The 15,397-nt window shown below is 64.5% G+C and carries 17 protein-coding genes; 15 read left to right on the top strand and 2 right to left on the bottom strand.

Annotated features, from left to right (window positions below; genetic code table 11):
- Positions 1 to 126 precede the first annotated feature (126 nt).
- The 8 genes from J2R76_RS22595 to J2R76_RS22560 all read left to right on the top strand — a co-directional run bounded on the left by J2R76_RS22595 (position 127) and on the right by J2R76_RS22560 (position 6,681).
- Entirely contained in the window at positions 127 to 873 is a 747-nt protein-coding gene (locus tag J2R76_RS22595) for a YebC/PmpR family DNA-binding transcriptional regulator (RefSeq protein ID WP_016842553.1), read from the top strand.
- Positions 874 to 1,045: 172 nt separating this feature from the next.
- Entirely contained in the window at positions 1,046 to 1,573 is a 528-nt protein-coding gene (ruvC, locus tag J2R76_RS22590) for a crossover junction endodeoxyribonuclease RuvC (protein ID WP_253624975.1), read from the top strand.
- Positions 1,570 to 2,187: a Holliday junction branch migration protein RuvA gene (gene ruvA / locus J2R76_RS22585; RefSeq protein ID WP_057016205.1), complete on the top strand. Its 618-nt coding sequence runs from the start codon at positions 1,570 to 1,572 to the stop codon at positions 2,185 to 2,187. The genes ruvC and ruvA overlap by 4 nt, the downstream gene beginning before the upstream one ends.
- A 192-nt stretch (positions 2,188 to 2,379) precedes the next feature.
- Positions 2,380 to 3,429, top strand: coding sequence for a Holliday junction branch migration DNA helicase RuvB (gene ruvB, locus J2R76_RS22580; RefSeq protein ID WP_305884411.1), 1,050 nt, complete (start codon positions 2,380 to 2,382; stop codon positions 3,427 to 3,429).
- A gap of 238 nt (positions 3,430 to 3,667) precedes the next feature.
- Positions 3,668 to 4,585 (top strand): metallophosphoesterase, encoded by a 918-nt coding sequence (locus J2R76_RS22575; RefSeq protein ID WP_253624974.1) that lies wholly within the window; start codon positions 3,668 to 3,670, stop codon positions 4,583 to 4,585.
- 189 nt (positions 4,586 to 4,774) lie between these two features.
- Positions 4,775 to 5,392 (top strand): hypothetical protein, encoded by a 618-nt coding sequence (locus tag J2R76_RS22570; RefSeq protein WP_253624973.1) that lies wholly within the window; start codon positions 4,775 to 4,777, stop codon positions 5,390 to 5,392.
- A 100-nt stretch (positions 5,393 to 5,492) separates the two neighbouring features.
- Positions 5,493 to 5,942, top strand: a complete 450-nt coding sequence (gene ybgC, locus J2R76_RS22565; protein ID WP_028332822.1) for a tol-pal system-associated acyl-CoA thioesterase — start codon at positions 5,493 to 5,495, stop codon at positions 5,940 to 5,942.
- A 271-nt stretch (positions 5,943 to 6,213) separates the two neighbouring features.
- The gene (locus J2R76_RS22560) at positions 6,214 to 6,681 is read left to right on the top strand and encodes a nuclear transport factor 2 family protein (protein ID WP_253624972.1); all 468 of its coding nucleotides are present in this window, start codon (positions 6,214 to 6,216) and stop codon (positions 6,679 to 6,681) included.
- Positions 6,682 to 6,875: 194 nt separating this feature from the next.
- Here the strand turns inward: J2R76_RS22560 and J2R76_RS22555 are convergent, their stop codons facing one another.
- Positions 6,876 to 7,520, bottom strand: a complete 645-nt coding sequence (locus J2R76_RS22555) for a glutathione binding-like protein (RefSeq protein WP_253624971.1) — start codon at positions 7,518 to 7,520, stop codon at positions 6,876 to 6,878.
- Positions 7,521 to 7,613: 93 nt separating this feature from the next.
- Here J2R76_RS22555 and J2R76_RS22550 point away from each other — a divergent pair, with 93 nt between their 5' ends.
- The 3 genes from J2R76_RS22550 (at position 7,614) to J2R76_RS22540 (ending at position 10,330) form a co-directional block, all read left to right on the top strand.
- Entirely contained in the window at positions 7,614 to 8,273 is a 660-nt protein-coding gene (locus J2R76_RS22550) for a TetR/AcrR family transcriptional regulator (RefSeq protein WP_057016212.1), read from the top strand.
- Positions 8,274 to 8,363: 90 nt separating this feature from the next.
- Positions 8,364 to 9,014 carry a dihydrofolate reductase family protein gene (locus J2R76_RS22545; RefSeq protein ID WP_253624970.1) on the top strand — a complete coding sequence of 217 codons (651 nt, stop codon included), beginning with the start codon at positions 8,364 to 8,366 and terminating at the stop codon, positions 9,012 to 9,014.
- 287 nt (positions 9,015 to 9,301) lie between these two features.
- Positions 9,302 to 10,330, top strand: a complete 1,029-nt coding sequence (locus J2R76_RS22540) for an IS110 family transposase (RefSeq protein ID WP_057016162.1) — start codon at positions 9,302 to 9,304, stop codon at positions 10,328 to 10,330.
- Between the two features lie 346 nt (positions 10,331 to 10,676).
- Here J2R76_RS22540 and J2R76_RS22535 read toward each other — a convergent pair whose 3' ends face one another.
- The gene (locus J2R76_RS22535; protein WP_253624969.1) at positions 10,677 to 11,642 is read right to left on the bottom strand and encodes a glyoxylate/hydroxypyruvate reductase A; all 966 of its coding nucleotides are present in this window, start codon (positions 11,640 to 11,642) and stop codon (positions 10,677 to 10,679) included.
- Positions 11,643 to 12,171: 529 nt separating this feature from the next.
- Here J2R76_RS22535 and J2R76_RS22530 point away from each other — a divergent pair.
- From J2R76_RS22530 to J2R76_RS22515, 4 genes are all read left to right on the top strand, one after another.
- The gene (locus J2R76_RS22530) at positions 12,172 to 12,540 is read left to right on the top strand and encodes a YciI family protein (RefSeq protein ID WP_028332829.1); all 369 of its coding nucleotides are present in this window, start codon (positions 12,172 to 12,174) and stop codon (positions 12,538 to 12,540) included.
- Positions 12,537 to 13,814 carry an RNA polymerase sigma factor gene (locus J2R76_RS22525; RefSeq protein ID WP_253624968.1) on the top strand — a complete coding sequence of 426 codons (1,278 nt, stop codon included), beginning with the start codon at positions 12,537 to 12,539 and terminating at the stop codon, positions 13,812 to 13,814. The genes J2R76_RS22530 and J2R76_RS22525 overlap by 4 nt, the downstream gene beginning before the upstream one ends.
- Positions 13,815 to 14,309: 495 nt before the next feature.
- On the top strand, positions 14,310 to 14,720 hold the full coding sequence (locus J2R76_RS22520; RefSeq protein WP_076827733.1) for a DoxX family protein: 411 nt from the start codon (positions 14,310 to 14,312) through the stop codon (positions 14,718 to 14,720).
- A 33-nt stretch (positions 14,721 to 14,753) separates the two neighbouring features.
- Entirely contained in the window at positions 14,754 to 15,290 is a 537-nt protein-coding gene (locus J2R76_RS22515; protein ID WP_253624967.1) for an SRPBCC family protein, read from the top strand.
- Positions 15,291 to 15,397: the final 107 nt, after the last annotated feature.

Here is a 15,397-nt window from a genome sequence, read left to right as displayed (position 1 = left end):
TATTCCGGCTTGCGGTAGTATTCCTCCGCCGGAGGGCCCCGCCGATCCTTTGATTTTGACCGTGAGGGGCCTATAAGGCCGCGTTTTCCATCCCTGTTCAGACCCTAAGCTCCGAAGAGACGTCGCATGGCCGGCCATTCCCAATTCAAGAACATCATGCACCGCAAGGGCCGGCAGGATGCCCAGAAGTCGAAGCTTTTCGGCAAGCTGGCCCGCGAAATCACCGTGGCGGCCAAGCTCGGCACCCCGGACCCGGCGATGAATCCGCGGCTGCGCGCCGCCGTGGTCGCGGCCCGCGCCGAGAACATGCCCAAGGACAATATCGACCGCGCCATCAAGAAGGCCGCGGGCAATGAGGGCGAGAACTATGACGAGATCCGCTACGAGGGTTATGGCCCCGGCGGCGTCGCCGTCATCGTCGAGGCGCTGACCGACAACCGCAACCGCGCCGCTTCCGATATCCGCTCCTTCTTCACCAAGTCGGGCGGCAATCTCGGCGAAACCGGCTCGGTCGCCTTCATGTTCGACCGCACCGGCATCATCGAATACGACGCCAAGGTCGCCTCCGACGACGCCATGCTGGACGCCGCGATCGAGGCCGGCGCCGACGACGTGGTCTCCAGCGAAGGCGGCCACGAGGTCTACGCCTCGCAGGACACTTTCCGCGAAGTCGCAAAAGCGCTGGAAGCGAAGTTCGGCGAGCCGCGCAAGGCGGCGCTGACCTGGAAGCCGCAGAACACCGTCGCGGTCGACGACGAGACCGGCGAAAAACTGCTGAAGCTGATGGACCTGCTCAACGAGCATGACGACGTGCAGAACGTGTTCGCCAATTTCGAGGTGTCCGACGCACTGATCGCGAAGATGGGCGGGTAGTTTGCTTTGTCATTGCCGGGCTTGACCCGGCAATCCATCAAAAAGCAAAGGCTTCTCTGATCGATGGATGCGCGGGTCAAGCCCGCGCATGACGATTGCGGCTATTGTGCTTTCCCGGGTATGAGGCTCCGTTTGTGTTTCGTTCTCCCGGCGCAGGCGGTATCACTAGCCCATGACATCCCAGCCGATTCGCTCTCCCGTCCGCATCATCGGTATCGATCCGGGTCTCCGCCGCACCGGCTGGGGGGTGATCGAGACCGAAGGCAATCGTCTCGTCTATATCGCCTGCGGTTCGGTCGAACCGCCGGACGATCTGCCGCTGGCGAACCGGCTGCTCGCGATCCATGAGGGGCTGGCCGCCGTGCTCGCCGACCACCGACCGGTGGAGGCGGCCGTCGAGCAGACCTTCGTCAACAAAGACGGCGTTGCCACCTTGAAGCTCGGCCAGGCGCGCGGCGTCGCCATGCTGGCGCCCGCAATGTTCGGTATCTCGGTCGCCGAATACGCGCCGAACCAGGTCAAGAAGACGGTGGTCGGCGCCGGACATGCCGAGAAGAACCAGATCCAGGTGATGCTGAAGATCCTGCTGCCGAAAGCCGAGCCGCCGTCCGCCGACGCCGCGGACGCGCTCGCGGTCGCGATCACCCACGCGCATCACCGCCAGAGCACCGCGCTGCGGCTCAGGGTGGCGAACCTATGATCGGCAAGCTGAAGGGCCTGATCGATTCCTATGGCGAGGACTATGTGATCCTCGACGTCGGCGGCGTCGGCTATCAGGTGCACTGCGCGGGCCGCACGTTGCAGGCGTTGCCGTCGCCAGGCGGCGCCGCCGTGCTCTCGATCGAGACCTATGTCCGCGAGGATCAGATCAAACTGTTCGGATTTCGCACCGATCATGAGCGCGAATGGTTTCGCCTGCTGCAGACCGTGCAGGGGGTCGGCGCCAAGGTCGCGCTCGCGGTGCTCGGCACGCTGCCGCCGACCGATCTCGCCAACGCCATCGCGCTGCGCGACAAGGCGGCGGTGGCGCGGACGCCGGGAGTCGGGCCGAAGGTCGCCGAGCGCATCGTCAGCGAATTGAAGGACAAGGCGCCAGGCTTTGCCGATGTCGATCCCGCGGTGGTGCAACTGTCAGGCGCGATCGACAACAACCGCGCGCCACGTCCGGTCACCGACGCGATCTCGGCGCTGGTCAATCTCGGCTACGGCCAGCCGCAGGCCGCCGCCGCCATCGCCGCCGCCTCGCGCAGCGCCGGTGAGAAGGCCGAGACCGCGCAGCTGATCCGGCTGGGGTTGAAGGAACTGTCGAAGTGATCAGTGGATTGGAGCGCCTCTGTTCTTCACCTCGCCCCGCTTGCGGGGAGAGGTCGGATCGCATCGCAGATGCGATCCGGGTGAGTGGGTACAGGTCTCGACACACATTGCGCTCGCGGAAGCAGCCCTCACCCCAACCCTCTCCCCGCAAGAGCGGGGAGAGGGAGAACAATCTCGTGTTAGTCTCGCATCATGAATACGCCCTCGCGCATGGTCTCGCCTGAACGCCGCTCCGACGATGTCGGTGACACCGCGCTGCGGCCGCAGTCGCTGACGGAGTTCGTCGGTCAGGCCCAGGCGCGCAAGAATCTCTCGATCTTCATCGAGGCTGCGAAGAAACGCGGCGAGGCGCTCGATCACGTGCTGTTCGTCGGTCCCCCCGGCCTCGGCAAGACCACGCTGGCGCAGATCGTCGCGCGTGAGCTCGGCGTCGGCTTTCGTGCCACGTCCGGCCCTGTCATTGCGAAGGCCGGCGATCTCGCGGCGCTGCTGACCAATCTCGAAGAACGCGACGTGCTGTTCATCGACGAGATCCATCGCCTCAGCCCAGCGGTCGAGGAAGTGCTCTATCCCGCGATGGAGGACTTTCAGCTCGACCTGATCATCGGCGAGGGTCCGGCGGCGCGCTCGGTCAAGATCGAATTGTCGAAGTTCACGCTGGTCGGCGCGACGACGCGCGCAGGCCTGCTCACCAATCCGTTGCGCGACCGCTTCGGCATTCCGATCCGGCTCAACTTCTACACCGAGGAAGAGCTCGAGAAGATCGTCACCCGCGGTGCCCGCGTGCTCAACATCGGCATGACGGCCGACGGCGCCAACGAGATCGCGCGCCGCGCCCGCGGCACGCCGCGCATCGCCGGCCGCCTGCTGCGCCGGGTGCGCGACTTTGCCTCCGCGGCGGACGCCGATTCCGTCGACCGCGGCATCGCCGACCGGGCGTTGAGCGCGCTCGAGGTGGACAGCGCCGGGTTAGACGCGATGGACCGGCGCTATCTCACCACCATTGCCTTGAACTATGGCGGCGGGCCGGTCGGCGTCGAGACCATGGCGGCGGCGTTGTCGGAGCCGCGCGATGCGATCGAGGACATCATCGAGCCCTATCTGATCCAGTGCGGCTATCTGCAGCGTACTCCGCGTGGCCGGCTTCTGACCTCGCACGCCTTCCGCCATCTCGGCCTCGCCGAGCCGAACCGCGATCCCTCGCAGTTCGGCCTGTTCGGCAGCAATGGCGACGAGGACTGACGCATGATCCGGAAGAGGGCGAAGCGGTTTTCATGCTTGAACAAAAGCCCTCCGCTCTCGAAGACGTGAAGAGACGTGTTGATGCGGCGCGTCGCGCCGCCGGTAACCTTGCCTGCTAACCATTGCGGCATCTCTGCAGGCTGTCTGCACAAGCACGGCCCAATTTCGCTCCAATCAAAGGGCCTATGATAGCCCAGAGTGTTTTCGACAAGCGCCAGGCATCACCGATCACACGTCCATGATTTCACGTCGTCATTTTCTGCGCGGGTTCGGCGGATTGACCGCCGCCACCGCTTCGACCGCGGCCTATGGCTTGAGCGAGCCGGTCGTCCGCCTCGCGCTCACGCGCTACGATCTGTCACCGCGGCAATGGCCGGCGGATTTTCCGCTCAAGATCGCCGCGCTCGCCGACATCCACGCCTGCGATCCCTGGATGTCGCTCGATCGCATCGCTGAGATCGTCGAGCGGACGAACGGTCTGAACCCCGACATCATCGTGCTGCTCGGCGACTATGTCGCCGGGCTGCGCCGCGTCACCCGCTTCATTCCGGCCTCCGACTGGGCCGCGGTGCTGAAGGGCCTGAAGGCGCCGCTCGGCGTACACGCCGTGCTCGGCAACCACGACTACTGGGAAGACAAGGCGGTACAGCGCCTGGGGCGCGGCATCCCGCTCGCGCGCCGCGCGCTGGAAGGGGCGGGGATTCCGGTCTACGAGAACGACGCGGTGCGGCTCGCCAAGGACGGTCGTCCGTTCTGGCTCGCCGGTCTCGGCGACCAGCTCGCCTTCATGGCGGCGCGGCCCTATCGCCAGGTCTCGCGCATCGGCGTCGACGATCTCAACGCGACGCTTGCCAAGGTCACGGACGACGCGCCGGTGATCCTGCTCGCGCATGAGCCCGACGTCGCGCTCCGGGTGCCCTCGCGCGTCGCGTTGCAGCTGTCCGGCCACACCCATGGTGGGCAGGTCAGGTTGCTCGGCTGGTCGCCGGCGGTGCCGGTGAAGCACGGCATGCGGCTCGCCTATGGCCATATCAAGCTGAAATGCGACGTCGTCGTCTCCGGCGGCCTCGGCTGCAGCATCATGCCGTTCCGCCTCGGCGTGCCGCCCGAGATCGTGCAGGTCACGCTCGGCGCAAAGGGGCCAGTGGTGTCCTGAGCGCGCTTGCGTGGGCGAGAGCTGCGCATCGGATGCGGGCCGACGGCGGTTCCGTCGAAAGTAACTGCTGTATCCGTTCCGGTTCCGGAGTGGCGCCTTTCGACATGGCCGCGATGAAGGATGGTAAGTTGCCGCATATTTCTGTGGGCGGTACCCTTCACCCTAAGGTAGCGGGAGGGATTGCGCAAAATGCAGGATTGGTATCCCAAGAATCTCGTCGTCGGCGTTCAGGGGACGACAGGCACCTACGAGTTCATGAAAACCGTTTTCGGCCGGGAGCAGCCGTTCCGTTACGCCGAATTTGGAATCTACATGGCGGATACCGCAAGAAACGTCTGCCAGCTGTTTCCCGAGTGTGAGCTGCATCTTTTCGATTTCAACGATGCGGTCCAGCGCGCGGAGACAAAGCTCAGCGCCTACCCCAACAAGATCTCATATTTCGGCAACACCCAGAAGTTCAACGATTCCTACAACTGGTCTCTCATGAAGCTGATCAGGCAGTATGAGGGCGCTCCGATCTATGATTATTGCTTTCTCGACGGCGCGCACACGGTCGCAGTCGACGCTTTGAACTACTTCTTGTGCGACAAACTGCTCAAGATTGGCGGTTACATGGATTTCGACGACTATGAATGGCGTCTGAGGGGATCGTCACTCGATCCGACGAAAATTCCGGCAATCGGCGATCAATATACCGATGAGCAGATCGACGCTTTTCAAGTCAAGATGATCGTTGACGACCTGGTCAGAACAGATCATCGGTACCAAGAGGTCGTCAGAAACAAGGTATTCCAGAAGGTCGCCTGATCCAGATCGCCAGCCGATCCCAAGATTTCCCGACCGTGCTTGCGTCGGCCGGCGATTTTGCGCAATACGAACCAAAGTCTTGCGCAATCGGGGGCTGCAAATGACCTCACCCATTCTCGACGGCCAGATCCGCGACGGCCGCCACCATATGCAGGTCCGCGTCTATTACGAAGACACCGATTTTTCCGGCATCGTCTATCACGCCAATTACCTGCGCTTCATGGAGCGCGGCCGCACCAATCATCTCCGCCTGATGGGCGCCGAGCAGCAGGCGCTGTTCGATGAAGCGCAGGAGGAGACCGGCGGCTTCGCCTTTGTCGTGCGCTCGATGACGCTCGACTTCCTCAAGCCGGCGCGGATGGATGACGTGCTCGACGTCGTGACCTGGCCGATCGCTGTGAAGGGCGCCTCCATCATGCTCGCTCAGGAAGTCCGGCGCGGCGATGACGTGCTTGTGAAGGCCGAGGTCCGCGTCGCCTTCATCAGCGGCGGCCGCGCGCAGCCGATTCCGAAGGCTATTCGCGCGCTGATGAAGGCCGATCTGGCTTAGAGCGTTTTCGAGCGAAGTGGGCACCGGTTCGCGTGAAGAAAACGCGTCAAAACAAGAAGCTGGAGCCCCGTTCCGATGCGATCGGAACGGAATAGGCTCCAGCTATCGGGCGATAAGAACCGACCCATCGACTCTGCGCGGCGCGGCGATAGATTTGCGGCTGACAAAGCGCGATCAGATTGATCGCGTTTGTCTTACATTTCGAGCATGATCTTTTCGGAAAACCGCTTCACACTTTTCCGGATCATGCTTCAACAACGAGGGATCGCCAATGTCACGCCCGCCGCTGCCACCCTTCATCCGCGAGACCGCCGTGCAGAAGGCGCGCATGGCGGAGGACGCCTGGAATTCGCGCGACCCCGTTCGGGTTGCCGGCGCCTATACCGAGGACAGCCGCTGGCGTAACCGCTCCGAGGTGTTTCAGGGCCGCGAGGCGATCGTGGCCTTCCTGACCCGCAAATGGGAAAAGGAGCAGGAGTATCGCCTGATCAAGGATCTCTGGGCATTCGACGGCAACCGCATCGCGGTGCGCTTCCAGTACGAATGGCACGATGCCGGCGGCAACTGGTTTCGCTCCTACGGCAACGAGCAGTGGGAGTTCGACGAGCACGGCCTGATGCGCCGCCGCGAGGCCTCGATCAACGACATCGCGATCTCGGAGAAGGACCGCCGCTTCCACTGGCCCGCCCCGGGCCCGCGTCCGGCCGACGTGCCAGGCCTGGGGAACAGCCCGTTCTAGGTGGATGATGAGACACTCGGGCCGTCGTGCTTCGAGGCTCGCTCCGCTCGCACCTCAGCATGACGGTGATAGATATACGCAAGCTGCTCGACTTGCTGCGAGCGCAGCCCCCGTCATCCTGAGGTGCGAGCGTAGCGAGCCTCGAAGGATGAACGGCCCCCGTCCGGGAGCCGCCACACCTTGTGCGTCAATCCTTACGCCGCCGCCTTATGCCGCGCGATCTCGGCCTTGTAGAGTTCGAACTCCTCCGCGATCGCCTTCGCGACCGAGGGACGGGCGCGCAGGCGTTCGTAATAGGCCTTCAGCGCCGGCCATTTCGCGAGCTCGATCGGCGGCGTTGCCATGGTCCAGTTGATGACTGTGACGAGATAGGCGTCGGCGACGCTGAAATGATCGAGCAGATAGTCGCGGCCCTTCAGGTGCTCCTCGACATAGTCGAGCCGCGAGACGTATTTCTCCACGGCATAGGTCTTGGCCTCCGGCGGCGCCTTCTTGTCGAGCAGCGGCAGGAACAGGCCCTTGTGCAGCTCGGTGCCGATGAAGCACAGCCATTGATGCAGCTTTGAACGCTCGGCGTTCGACGCGGTGCCGATGCCGGCGCGCGGAAACTGGTCGGCGACATATTGCAGGATCGCGGCGTTCTCGGTCAGCACGACGCCGTCGTCGGTGCGCAGCGTCGGCACCAGGCCGAGCGGGTTAACCTTGTTGAAGTCGGAGCCGTCGTTGCGCACCGCCTTGGTCTTCGGATCGACCTCGAGATAGTTGGCCGGCTGGCCCGCTTCATAGAGCGCGACGCGGGTCGCCATCGAGCAGGCGAGGGGCGAGAAATAAAGGTCCATGGGTGCCTCCAGTGTCCGGCGCGGGGGTCCGGCCGTTGTTGATTTTTGTACTGTCTTGGATAATATTGGCGGCGTCAAGGAATTAAATGCGAAATGGTACAAAAAAGTAAGAGGCCGCCAACTGCTGCCAAAATCGCGGGGCCGGTCACGCCGAAGCGCCGCGGGCGGCCGCGCGCGTATGAGCCCGATGTCGCGCTCGGCAAGGCGCTCGATCTGTTCCGGCGCGACGGCTTCGCCGCGACCTCGCTCGATGATCTGAGCGCTGCGACCGGCATGAACCGGCCGAGCCTCTATGGCGCGTTCGGTGACAAGCGCGAGCTCTACATCAAGAGCTACCAGCGCTATCGCGACGACGCGCGCGCCGCGATGGTCGATATCTTCCGCGCCGACGCGCCGCTGCGCGAGCGGCTCGAGCGCATCTATCGCATCGCGCTCGACATCTATCTGTCCGGCGAGTCCGGCCCGCGCGGTTGCTTCACCGTGATGACGGCGGCGTCCGAGGCGGTGTCGGATCCGGACATCCGCACCATGGTGGTCGAGGGCCTGACCGAGCTCGACAAGGCGTTCGGCATCTGCTTCCGCCATGCCAGGGAACGCGGGGAACTGCCTGAGGAGACCGATCCGGCGTCGCTGGCGCATCTGGCGTCCGCCACCATCCACACCATCGCGATCCGCGCCCGCGCCCGCGTGCCGCGCAAGGAGCTCGAGGCGATCGTGAAGGGCGCCATCGACGTGCTGTGCGGCGCGAAATAGCCGTCCAAATTTTCTCGCCGGGCAAATGTCGGGCGCTGGCTTTCCCGCCCGTCTTCCGTAAGGTCCCCCCACTCACGGAAGCGGAACATCATGGGAAAAGTCAGGACTTCAGCATTCTCGGTATCGATCGACGGATTCGGCGCGGCGCCGCGTCAGAGTCTCGAAAATCCATTCGGCGAAGGCGGCATGGTGTTGCCCGGCTGGTTCCTCCAGACACGGACGTTCCGCCAGACATTCGGCCAGGACGGCGGCACCACCGGCCTCGACGACGAGATCGCGCGCAAGTCGATGGAGGGGATCGGCGCCTGGATCCTGGGCCGCAACATGTTCGGCCCGATCCGCGGGCCGTGGCCGGATCATGCCTGGAAAGGCTGGTGGGGCGACAATCCGCCGTACCACACGCCGGTGTTCGTGCTGACCCATCACGCGCGGCCCGACATCGAGATGGAAGGCGGCACGACGTTTCACTTCGTGACCGACGGCATGCTCGCGGCGCTGGAGCGGGCGCGCGCGGTTGCCGGTGACAAGGACATCCGCGTCGGCGGCGGCGTCTCGGTGGTGCATCAATTCCTGCAGGCGCGTCTGCTCGACGAGCTGCAATTGGTGCTGCCGCCGGTCGTGCTCGGCGCCGGTGAGAGTTTGTTCGCGGGCCTCGATCTGCCTGCCCTCGGCTACGCCGTCGTCTCGCATGTCGCGAGCCCGCACGCGACCCACGTCACCTTCGCGCGCAAGGCGTCTTAGTCATCCGTGCATCTTGTCCGTCATTGCGAACGAAGCGAAGCAATCCATGTCCCCGCGTATGCGGAAGGATGGATTGCTTCGTCGCTTCGCTCCTCGCAATGACGCTCAGGCGTGATTCCGCATCGCCGGTTTCGTAGATGGGGTAACGGGCCGGCCGCCCGCTCGCTACGGCGCAATTTGGAAGCGCGCTCGCGAGCGGCCTGTTGGTTGGAAGGCGGTCGTCCCTCAAACTGATGGTGTTCAACGGAGTCGGGCAAGCCCGCTCCAAGCATCATTAAGGGACGACCATGTACCACTATGCAGGAATTGACGTGTCTTTGGAATGCTCGAGCGTTTGCCTTGTCGATGGGACAGGCAAGATTTTGCGCGAGACGAAGGTTGCGAGCGAGCCGGCGGCGCTGATCGCCTGGTTCCGGTCGCTGGGTCTGGTACTGGAACGGATCGGGCTGGAGGCAGGCCCCTTGTCGCAATGGCTGTATGCGGGTCTGCGAGACGCAGGGCTTGCGGTCGAGCTGCTGGAAACGCGGCACGTTCGCGAAGCCTTCAAGTCGATGCCGGTGAAGACGGACCGCAACGATGCCCGCCGGATCGCGCAGTTGATGCGGCTCGGCTGGTTCCGGCCGGTGCACTGCAAGTCGGTCGCGGCGCAGGAGACCCGCGCCATCCTGACGGCGCGCAAGCTGCTGCAATCCAAGCTTCGCGATGTCGAGAACAGCCTGCGCGGCATACTTCGCGGTTTTGGCCTGAAGGTCGGTGCGACCACCGAGCGCACGTTCGCCGGACGCATCCGCGAGCTCGTGACCGGCCATCCCGGACTGGAGTTGGTCGCGGCGGCGCTGCTCCAAGCCCATGCGGTGCTGCTGCGGGAGTTCAAGAGCCTGGACAAGCACACCCAGAAGCTCGCCAGGACGCATCCATCCGCCAAGCTCCTGATGACAACGCCGTCCGTTGGTCCGATCGTGGCGCTCACCTATGCCGCGGCGATCGACGACCCGAAGCGTTTCCGCTCCTCGAAGGCCACGGGAGCCCACTTTGGGCTCACCCCGAAGAAGTACCAGTCCGGTGAGACCGACTACACCGGCCGCATCAGCAAGATCGGGGATGCCTCCGTGCGCGAGGCACTCTACCAGGCAGCTCACGTCATGCTGACCAAGCCGGTCAAGAATTGCTCGGCATTGAAGAGCTGGGCGATGCGGATCGCCCGGCGCGCAGGCATGCGCAAGGCCAAGGTAGCGCTGGCTCGCAAGCTCGCCGTGATCCTGCATCGCATGCTCGCCGACACCAAACCGTTCAACCCGATGACCAAGGCCATCTAGCCAGGAGCAGCAATCGGTTCCGGGCGGGCCACGACACCAGGCTCTCCCCGAGCGAAGTCCCTCCGCTGGGACGATGGATCCGGTCAGGCCGCCATCCGGGAAGTGGCTCACGACCACGCAATCCGTAGATTGGCCGGCCGGCTCCTCAATGCACCCCATCAGGCGACGGCCTTCGCGCCGATCCCGTACAGAAGCAAGTGCCCGGCGAGTGGATGACGCGAAAAGGGATTGACTAACCAAGGCCCGTTACAGAAGCCCGGATGGAGCGTAGCGCAATCCGGGAGCGGTTTGTCCGGCGCAAAGAACCCCGGATTTCGCTTCGCTGCATCCGGGCTACGCGCCGGTGCTAATACCCCCGCTTGCGATCGACGAGGTTCTCCAGCGCGCCGCCGGCCTCGAAGCGCGCGATCTGCTGCGCGACATATTTCGAGATCTCGTCGGCGTCGGTGTCGGCGGCGTTGTGCGGCGTCAGCACCACCTTCGGATGGCTCCAGAACGGGCTCGCCTCGGGCAGCGGCTCGGTCTCGAAGACGTCGAGCGAGGCGGCGCCCAGCGTGCCTTCATCGAGCGCGCGCAGGATGTCGGCCTCGTTCTGCAGGCCGCCGCGGCCGGCATTGATGATGACGGCCGCGCCGAGCGGGCTGTTGCGGTTCAGCTTCGCGAACGCGTCGCGGTTGAGCACGTGCCTTGTGTCCGGCGTCAGCGGCAGCAGGCAGACCAGGATGTTGGTCTCGCGCAGGAATGCGTCGAGCCCGTCCGCGCCGTGATAGCAGGCGATGCCGTCGATCCGCTTCTCGCTGCGGCTCCAGCCGACGACGCGGAAGCCGAGCGCGCGCAGTGCCTGCGCCGCGGCGGCGCCGAGCGTGCCGAGCCCCATGATGCCGACGGTGATCGCGCTCGCCGCCCACTGATAGTCCGGCGCCCAGCGCTTCACCCGCTGCGACTCGCGCAAATAGAGCTCCTGGCGGTGATGCATCAGAACGTGCAGCACGACATATTCGGTCATGCGGTCGGTGAGATCGGAGACCGCGACCCGCACCAGCGGCACGTCGGGCAGCGAGCGATCAGCCATCAGCGCGTCGACCCCGGCGCCGAGATTGAAGATGACGCGCAGGTTCTTGAATGCCGCCAGCTCGCCCGGCTTCGGCTTCCACACCGCGGCGTAATGCACCTCGGCGGGATCGAGCGCGCCGTCCGGCAGCAGCACCACGCGGCGGTCCGGGCAGACCGCGTCGAACCGCGCCTTCCAGCGCCCCGACGACCAGTTTTCCGAGCCGCCATTGATCAGCAGCGCGAGCGCGCCCTTACCCATCCCGATACCTCCAACGTCTATGTGATGCATGTCACAGAGCGGGTCCGGCCCGCTCATATGTCCTGCCATCAACAGGGGAGAACTTCCATGCGCAAACTGATCCGGGCGTCGGCTTTCATCCGCGCCGCCGGGCGCCACGGCCCACGCCCGTGCTCGTAAACGCTGACACGCCGGCTGAGGCTCAACCGACCGTTGCTCCAACGCAGGGCGAGGCCCGGTCGGCCCGATCGCAGGCTCAGGCGCAACCCGTGGCGTCTCCGCGGCAGCAGGCGTCCCGTCCGATGACGAGGAGCCACGTCCGCCATCGCGAGAGCGATGAAGCCAAGGCGCGCTGGATCGCCGCCCGCTACGGCGTCTATCGGCAACCGCACGTTCATCGCCGCCGCGACAAACGTCCCGTCCGTCGAAGCGCGCCATGGAGCCGCGATCAAGATCCACCGTTGGCATCCGGAACCTAAATTTCTTTCGCGCCCCCTGTCGGCAGCGGGCATAATCGTTCGTTCTTGCAATGAACGGAGATGCCTTTTCGATGCTGTACGCCATCCTCTGCTATCATGACGAAGACATGGTCGGCTCCTGGAGCAAGGAACACGACGCCTCCGTCATGCAGAAACTGTCCGTCGTGCAGGACAAGCTCGCTAAGCAGGGCAAGCTCGGCCCGGTGGCGCGGCTGTTGCCGACCACCGCGGCCACCACGCTGCGCAAGGAAAACCCGCCGCTGGTGCTGGACGGCCCGTTCGCCGAAACCAAGGAACAGCTGCTCGGCTTCTATCTGGTCGAGGGCAAGAACCTCGACGAGGTGCTCGACATCGCGCGCGACCTCGGCGAGGCCAATCCCGGCGGCACCTATGAGATCCGCCCGGTCGGCTACTTCAATCAGGGAGGTACCAAGGCGTGAGCGTGACCGACACCGCCTGGATCGATGCTGCGTTGACGTCCGCGCGTCCCCAGGCGGTCGGCGCACTGCTGCGCTACTTCCGCAATCTCGACACCGCCGAGGAGGCGTTCCAGAACGCCTGCCTGCGGGCGCTCAAGAGCTGGCCGCAGAACGGCCCGCCGCGCGATCCCGCGGCGTGGCTGATCATGGTCGGCCGCAACGTCGCGATCGACGAGGTCCGCCGCAACAAGAAGCAGCAGCCGCTGCCCGACGACGACCAGGCGATCTCCGACCTCGACGACGCAGAGGACGAGATCGCCGAGCGGCTCGACGGCTCGCATTACCGCGACGACATCTTGCGGCTGCTGTTCATCTGCTGTCACAAGGATCTGCCGGCGACGCAGCAGATCGCGCTCGCGCTGCGCATCGTCTCAGGTCTTACGGTGAAGCAGATCGCGCGCGCCTTCCTGGTCTCGGAAGCCGCGATGGAGCAGCGCATTACGCGGGCCAAGGCGCGCGTCGCCGATGCCGACGTGCCGTTCGAGACGCCTGGCGCGGTCGAGCGCAGCGAGCGGCTCGCCTCGGTCGCGGCGATGATCTATCTGATCTTCAACGAGGGCTATTCGGCGAGCGGCGACACCGCCGAAATCCGCGCGCCACTGTGCGAGGAGGCGATTCGTCTCGCCCGCCTGCTGCTGCGGCTGTTCCAGAGCGAGCCGGAGATCATGGGGCTGACGGCGTTGTTGTTGCTGCAGCATGCCCGCGCCGAGGCGCGCTTCGATGCCGATGGCCAGGTGATCCTGCTCGACGACCAGGACCGCAGCCTGTGGAATCAGAAGCAGATTGCCGAGGGCCTCGCGCTGATCGACAAGGCGATGCGCCACCGCCGCAGCGGGCCGTATCAGGTGCAGGCGGCGATCGCAGCGCTGCACGCCCGTGCGGAAAAGCCCGAGGATACCGACTGGACCCAGATCGATCTGCTGTACGGCGCGCTCGAGGTCATGCAGCCGTCGCCGGTGATCACGCTCAACCGCGCCGTTGCGGTCTCCAAGGTAAAGGGGCCGGAAGCCGCGCTCGAGATGATCGAGCCCTTGGCGCCGCGGCTTGCCAACTACTTCCACTATTTCGGCGTCCGCGGCGCCTTCCTGATGCAGCTCGGCCGCAACGAGGACGCCCGCATCGCCTTCGACCGCGCCATCGCGCTCGCCAACACCACAGCCGAAGCCGCCCACATCCGCATGCATATCGACCGCCTGATGCGCGACAGCCAGCCGCACAACGCGAAGGCGAAGTAGCGGTCAGCAACAGCGCACCGGCATACTCGCTGCACCTCCCCCGCAAGCGCAGGGCTATCGCATATGGCTGGCGGTCATGACGACGTGGAAACGTCGCGTACAGAAGCGCGCGAAGGCCATATGCCCCCGGGGGCGAGCGCGAGTCTGCGTGATTTCGGAATATTGGAAAAATATCCCTGAGTTGCCCGACGTGTCAAGCAGCCCGGTCGGCCGCCGGCCACCGCCGGCTACTTTGCATGGGGTTGTTTTCGATATTTTGGCAACGCGCCTCCCCCGCGAGTGCAGGGCAATCGCATATGGGCTCGATAGCTCCACAAACTCGTCATGCCCGGCCTTGTGCCGGGTATCCACGTCTTGGTTCGGGAGAGGGAGCTTGTCGCAGCTCTCAATCGACTCTGCCTGACTTCCGAAAAAATCTTCGCCCGCCTTGTCGGCCCCGTACTCCGCCGTTCGTCATGAAGGCAGAGAGCATCACCAAGCGTTACGGAGCCTGTCATGCCGACGACCGTCGACACCGAAGTCTCAAAGCCCGCCCGCATCACCGGCCGTGTCATGAGCGGCATGGTCGTCTTGTTCCTGCTGTTCGACGGCGCGATCAAGCTGGTGCCGTTGTCGGTCGTCACCGAGACCATGGACAGGATGGGCTTCGGCGCGAGCGATGCGCTGGCGCGCAGCCTCGGCATCATCACCATCGTCTGCACGCTGCTCTACTCGGTGCCGCCGACCTCGATCCTCGGCGCCATCCTGCTCACCGGCTATCTCGGCGGCGCGATCGCATCGCATGTGCGGATCGGCAGCCCGCTTTTCACCCACACGCTGTTCGGGCTCTATCTCGGCCTGATGCTGTGGGGCGGGCTCTATCTGCGCGACGGCAATCTGCGCGCAATGCTTCCATTTCGCCGGTGAGGTATTGTTCAATCCATCCTTGTGGAGACTGTCATGTTGGAGACCATTGCCATCATCGCGATTGTCCTCGGCGTCGCGATCGCCGTCATCCTCATCCTCGCGGCGACCAAGCCGGGCACGCTCCGCGTCACGCGTGCGATCAGCATCAACGCGCCGGCCGAGCGGATATTTCCATTGATCGACGATTTCCATCAGTGGACGCTGTGGTCGCCCTACGAGAACCGGGATCCGGCCATGAAGCGGATCTATGGCGGCGCCGGGCGCGGGCAGGGTGCGGCCTATGCCTGGGACGGCAACAAGAATGTCGGCGCCGGCCGCATGGAGATCCTGCAATCCTCCGCGCCGTCGAAGATCGTCATCAAGCTCGACTTCATCAAGCCGTTCGAAGGCCACAACACCGCCGAGTTCACAATGCTGCCGCAGGGAAATGCGACCAGCGTCACATGGACCATGTATGGTCCGGCCGTCTTCATGTCGAAGGTGATGCAGGTGTTCATGAACCTGGATCGCATGATCGGCAGGGATTTCGAGGCCGGTCTCGCCAATCTGAAGAAACTGACTGAGAAGTAGCGCGTTTTCGAACGAGGTGGTTACCGGTTCGTGTCGGGAAAACGCGTCAAGATGACAATCCGGAGCCCTCGTTCCGGTACCACCGGGGCGAGGCTCGAATGACCCAA

It is taken from the genome of Bradyrhizobium sp. USDA 4532 (genome assembly GCF_024171315.1).
GTDB lineage: Bacteria > Pseudomonadota > Alphaproteobacteria > Rhizobiales > Xanthobacteraceae > Bradyrhizobium > Bradyrhizobium australafricanum.
This window is presented reverse-complemented; position numbering and strand designations above follow the sequence as displayed.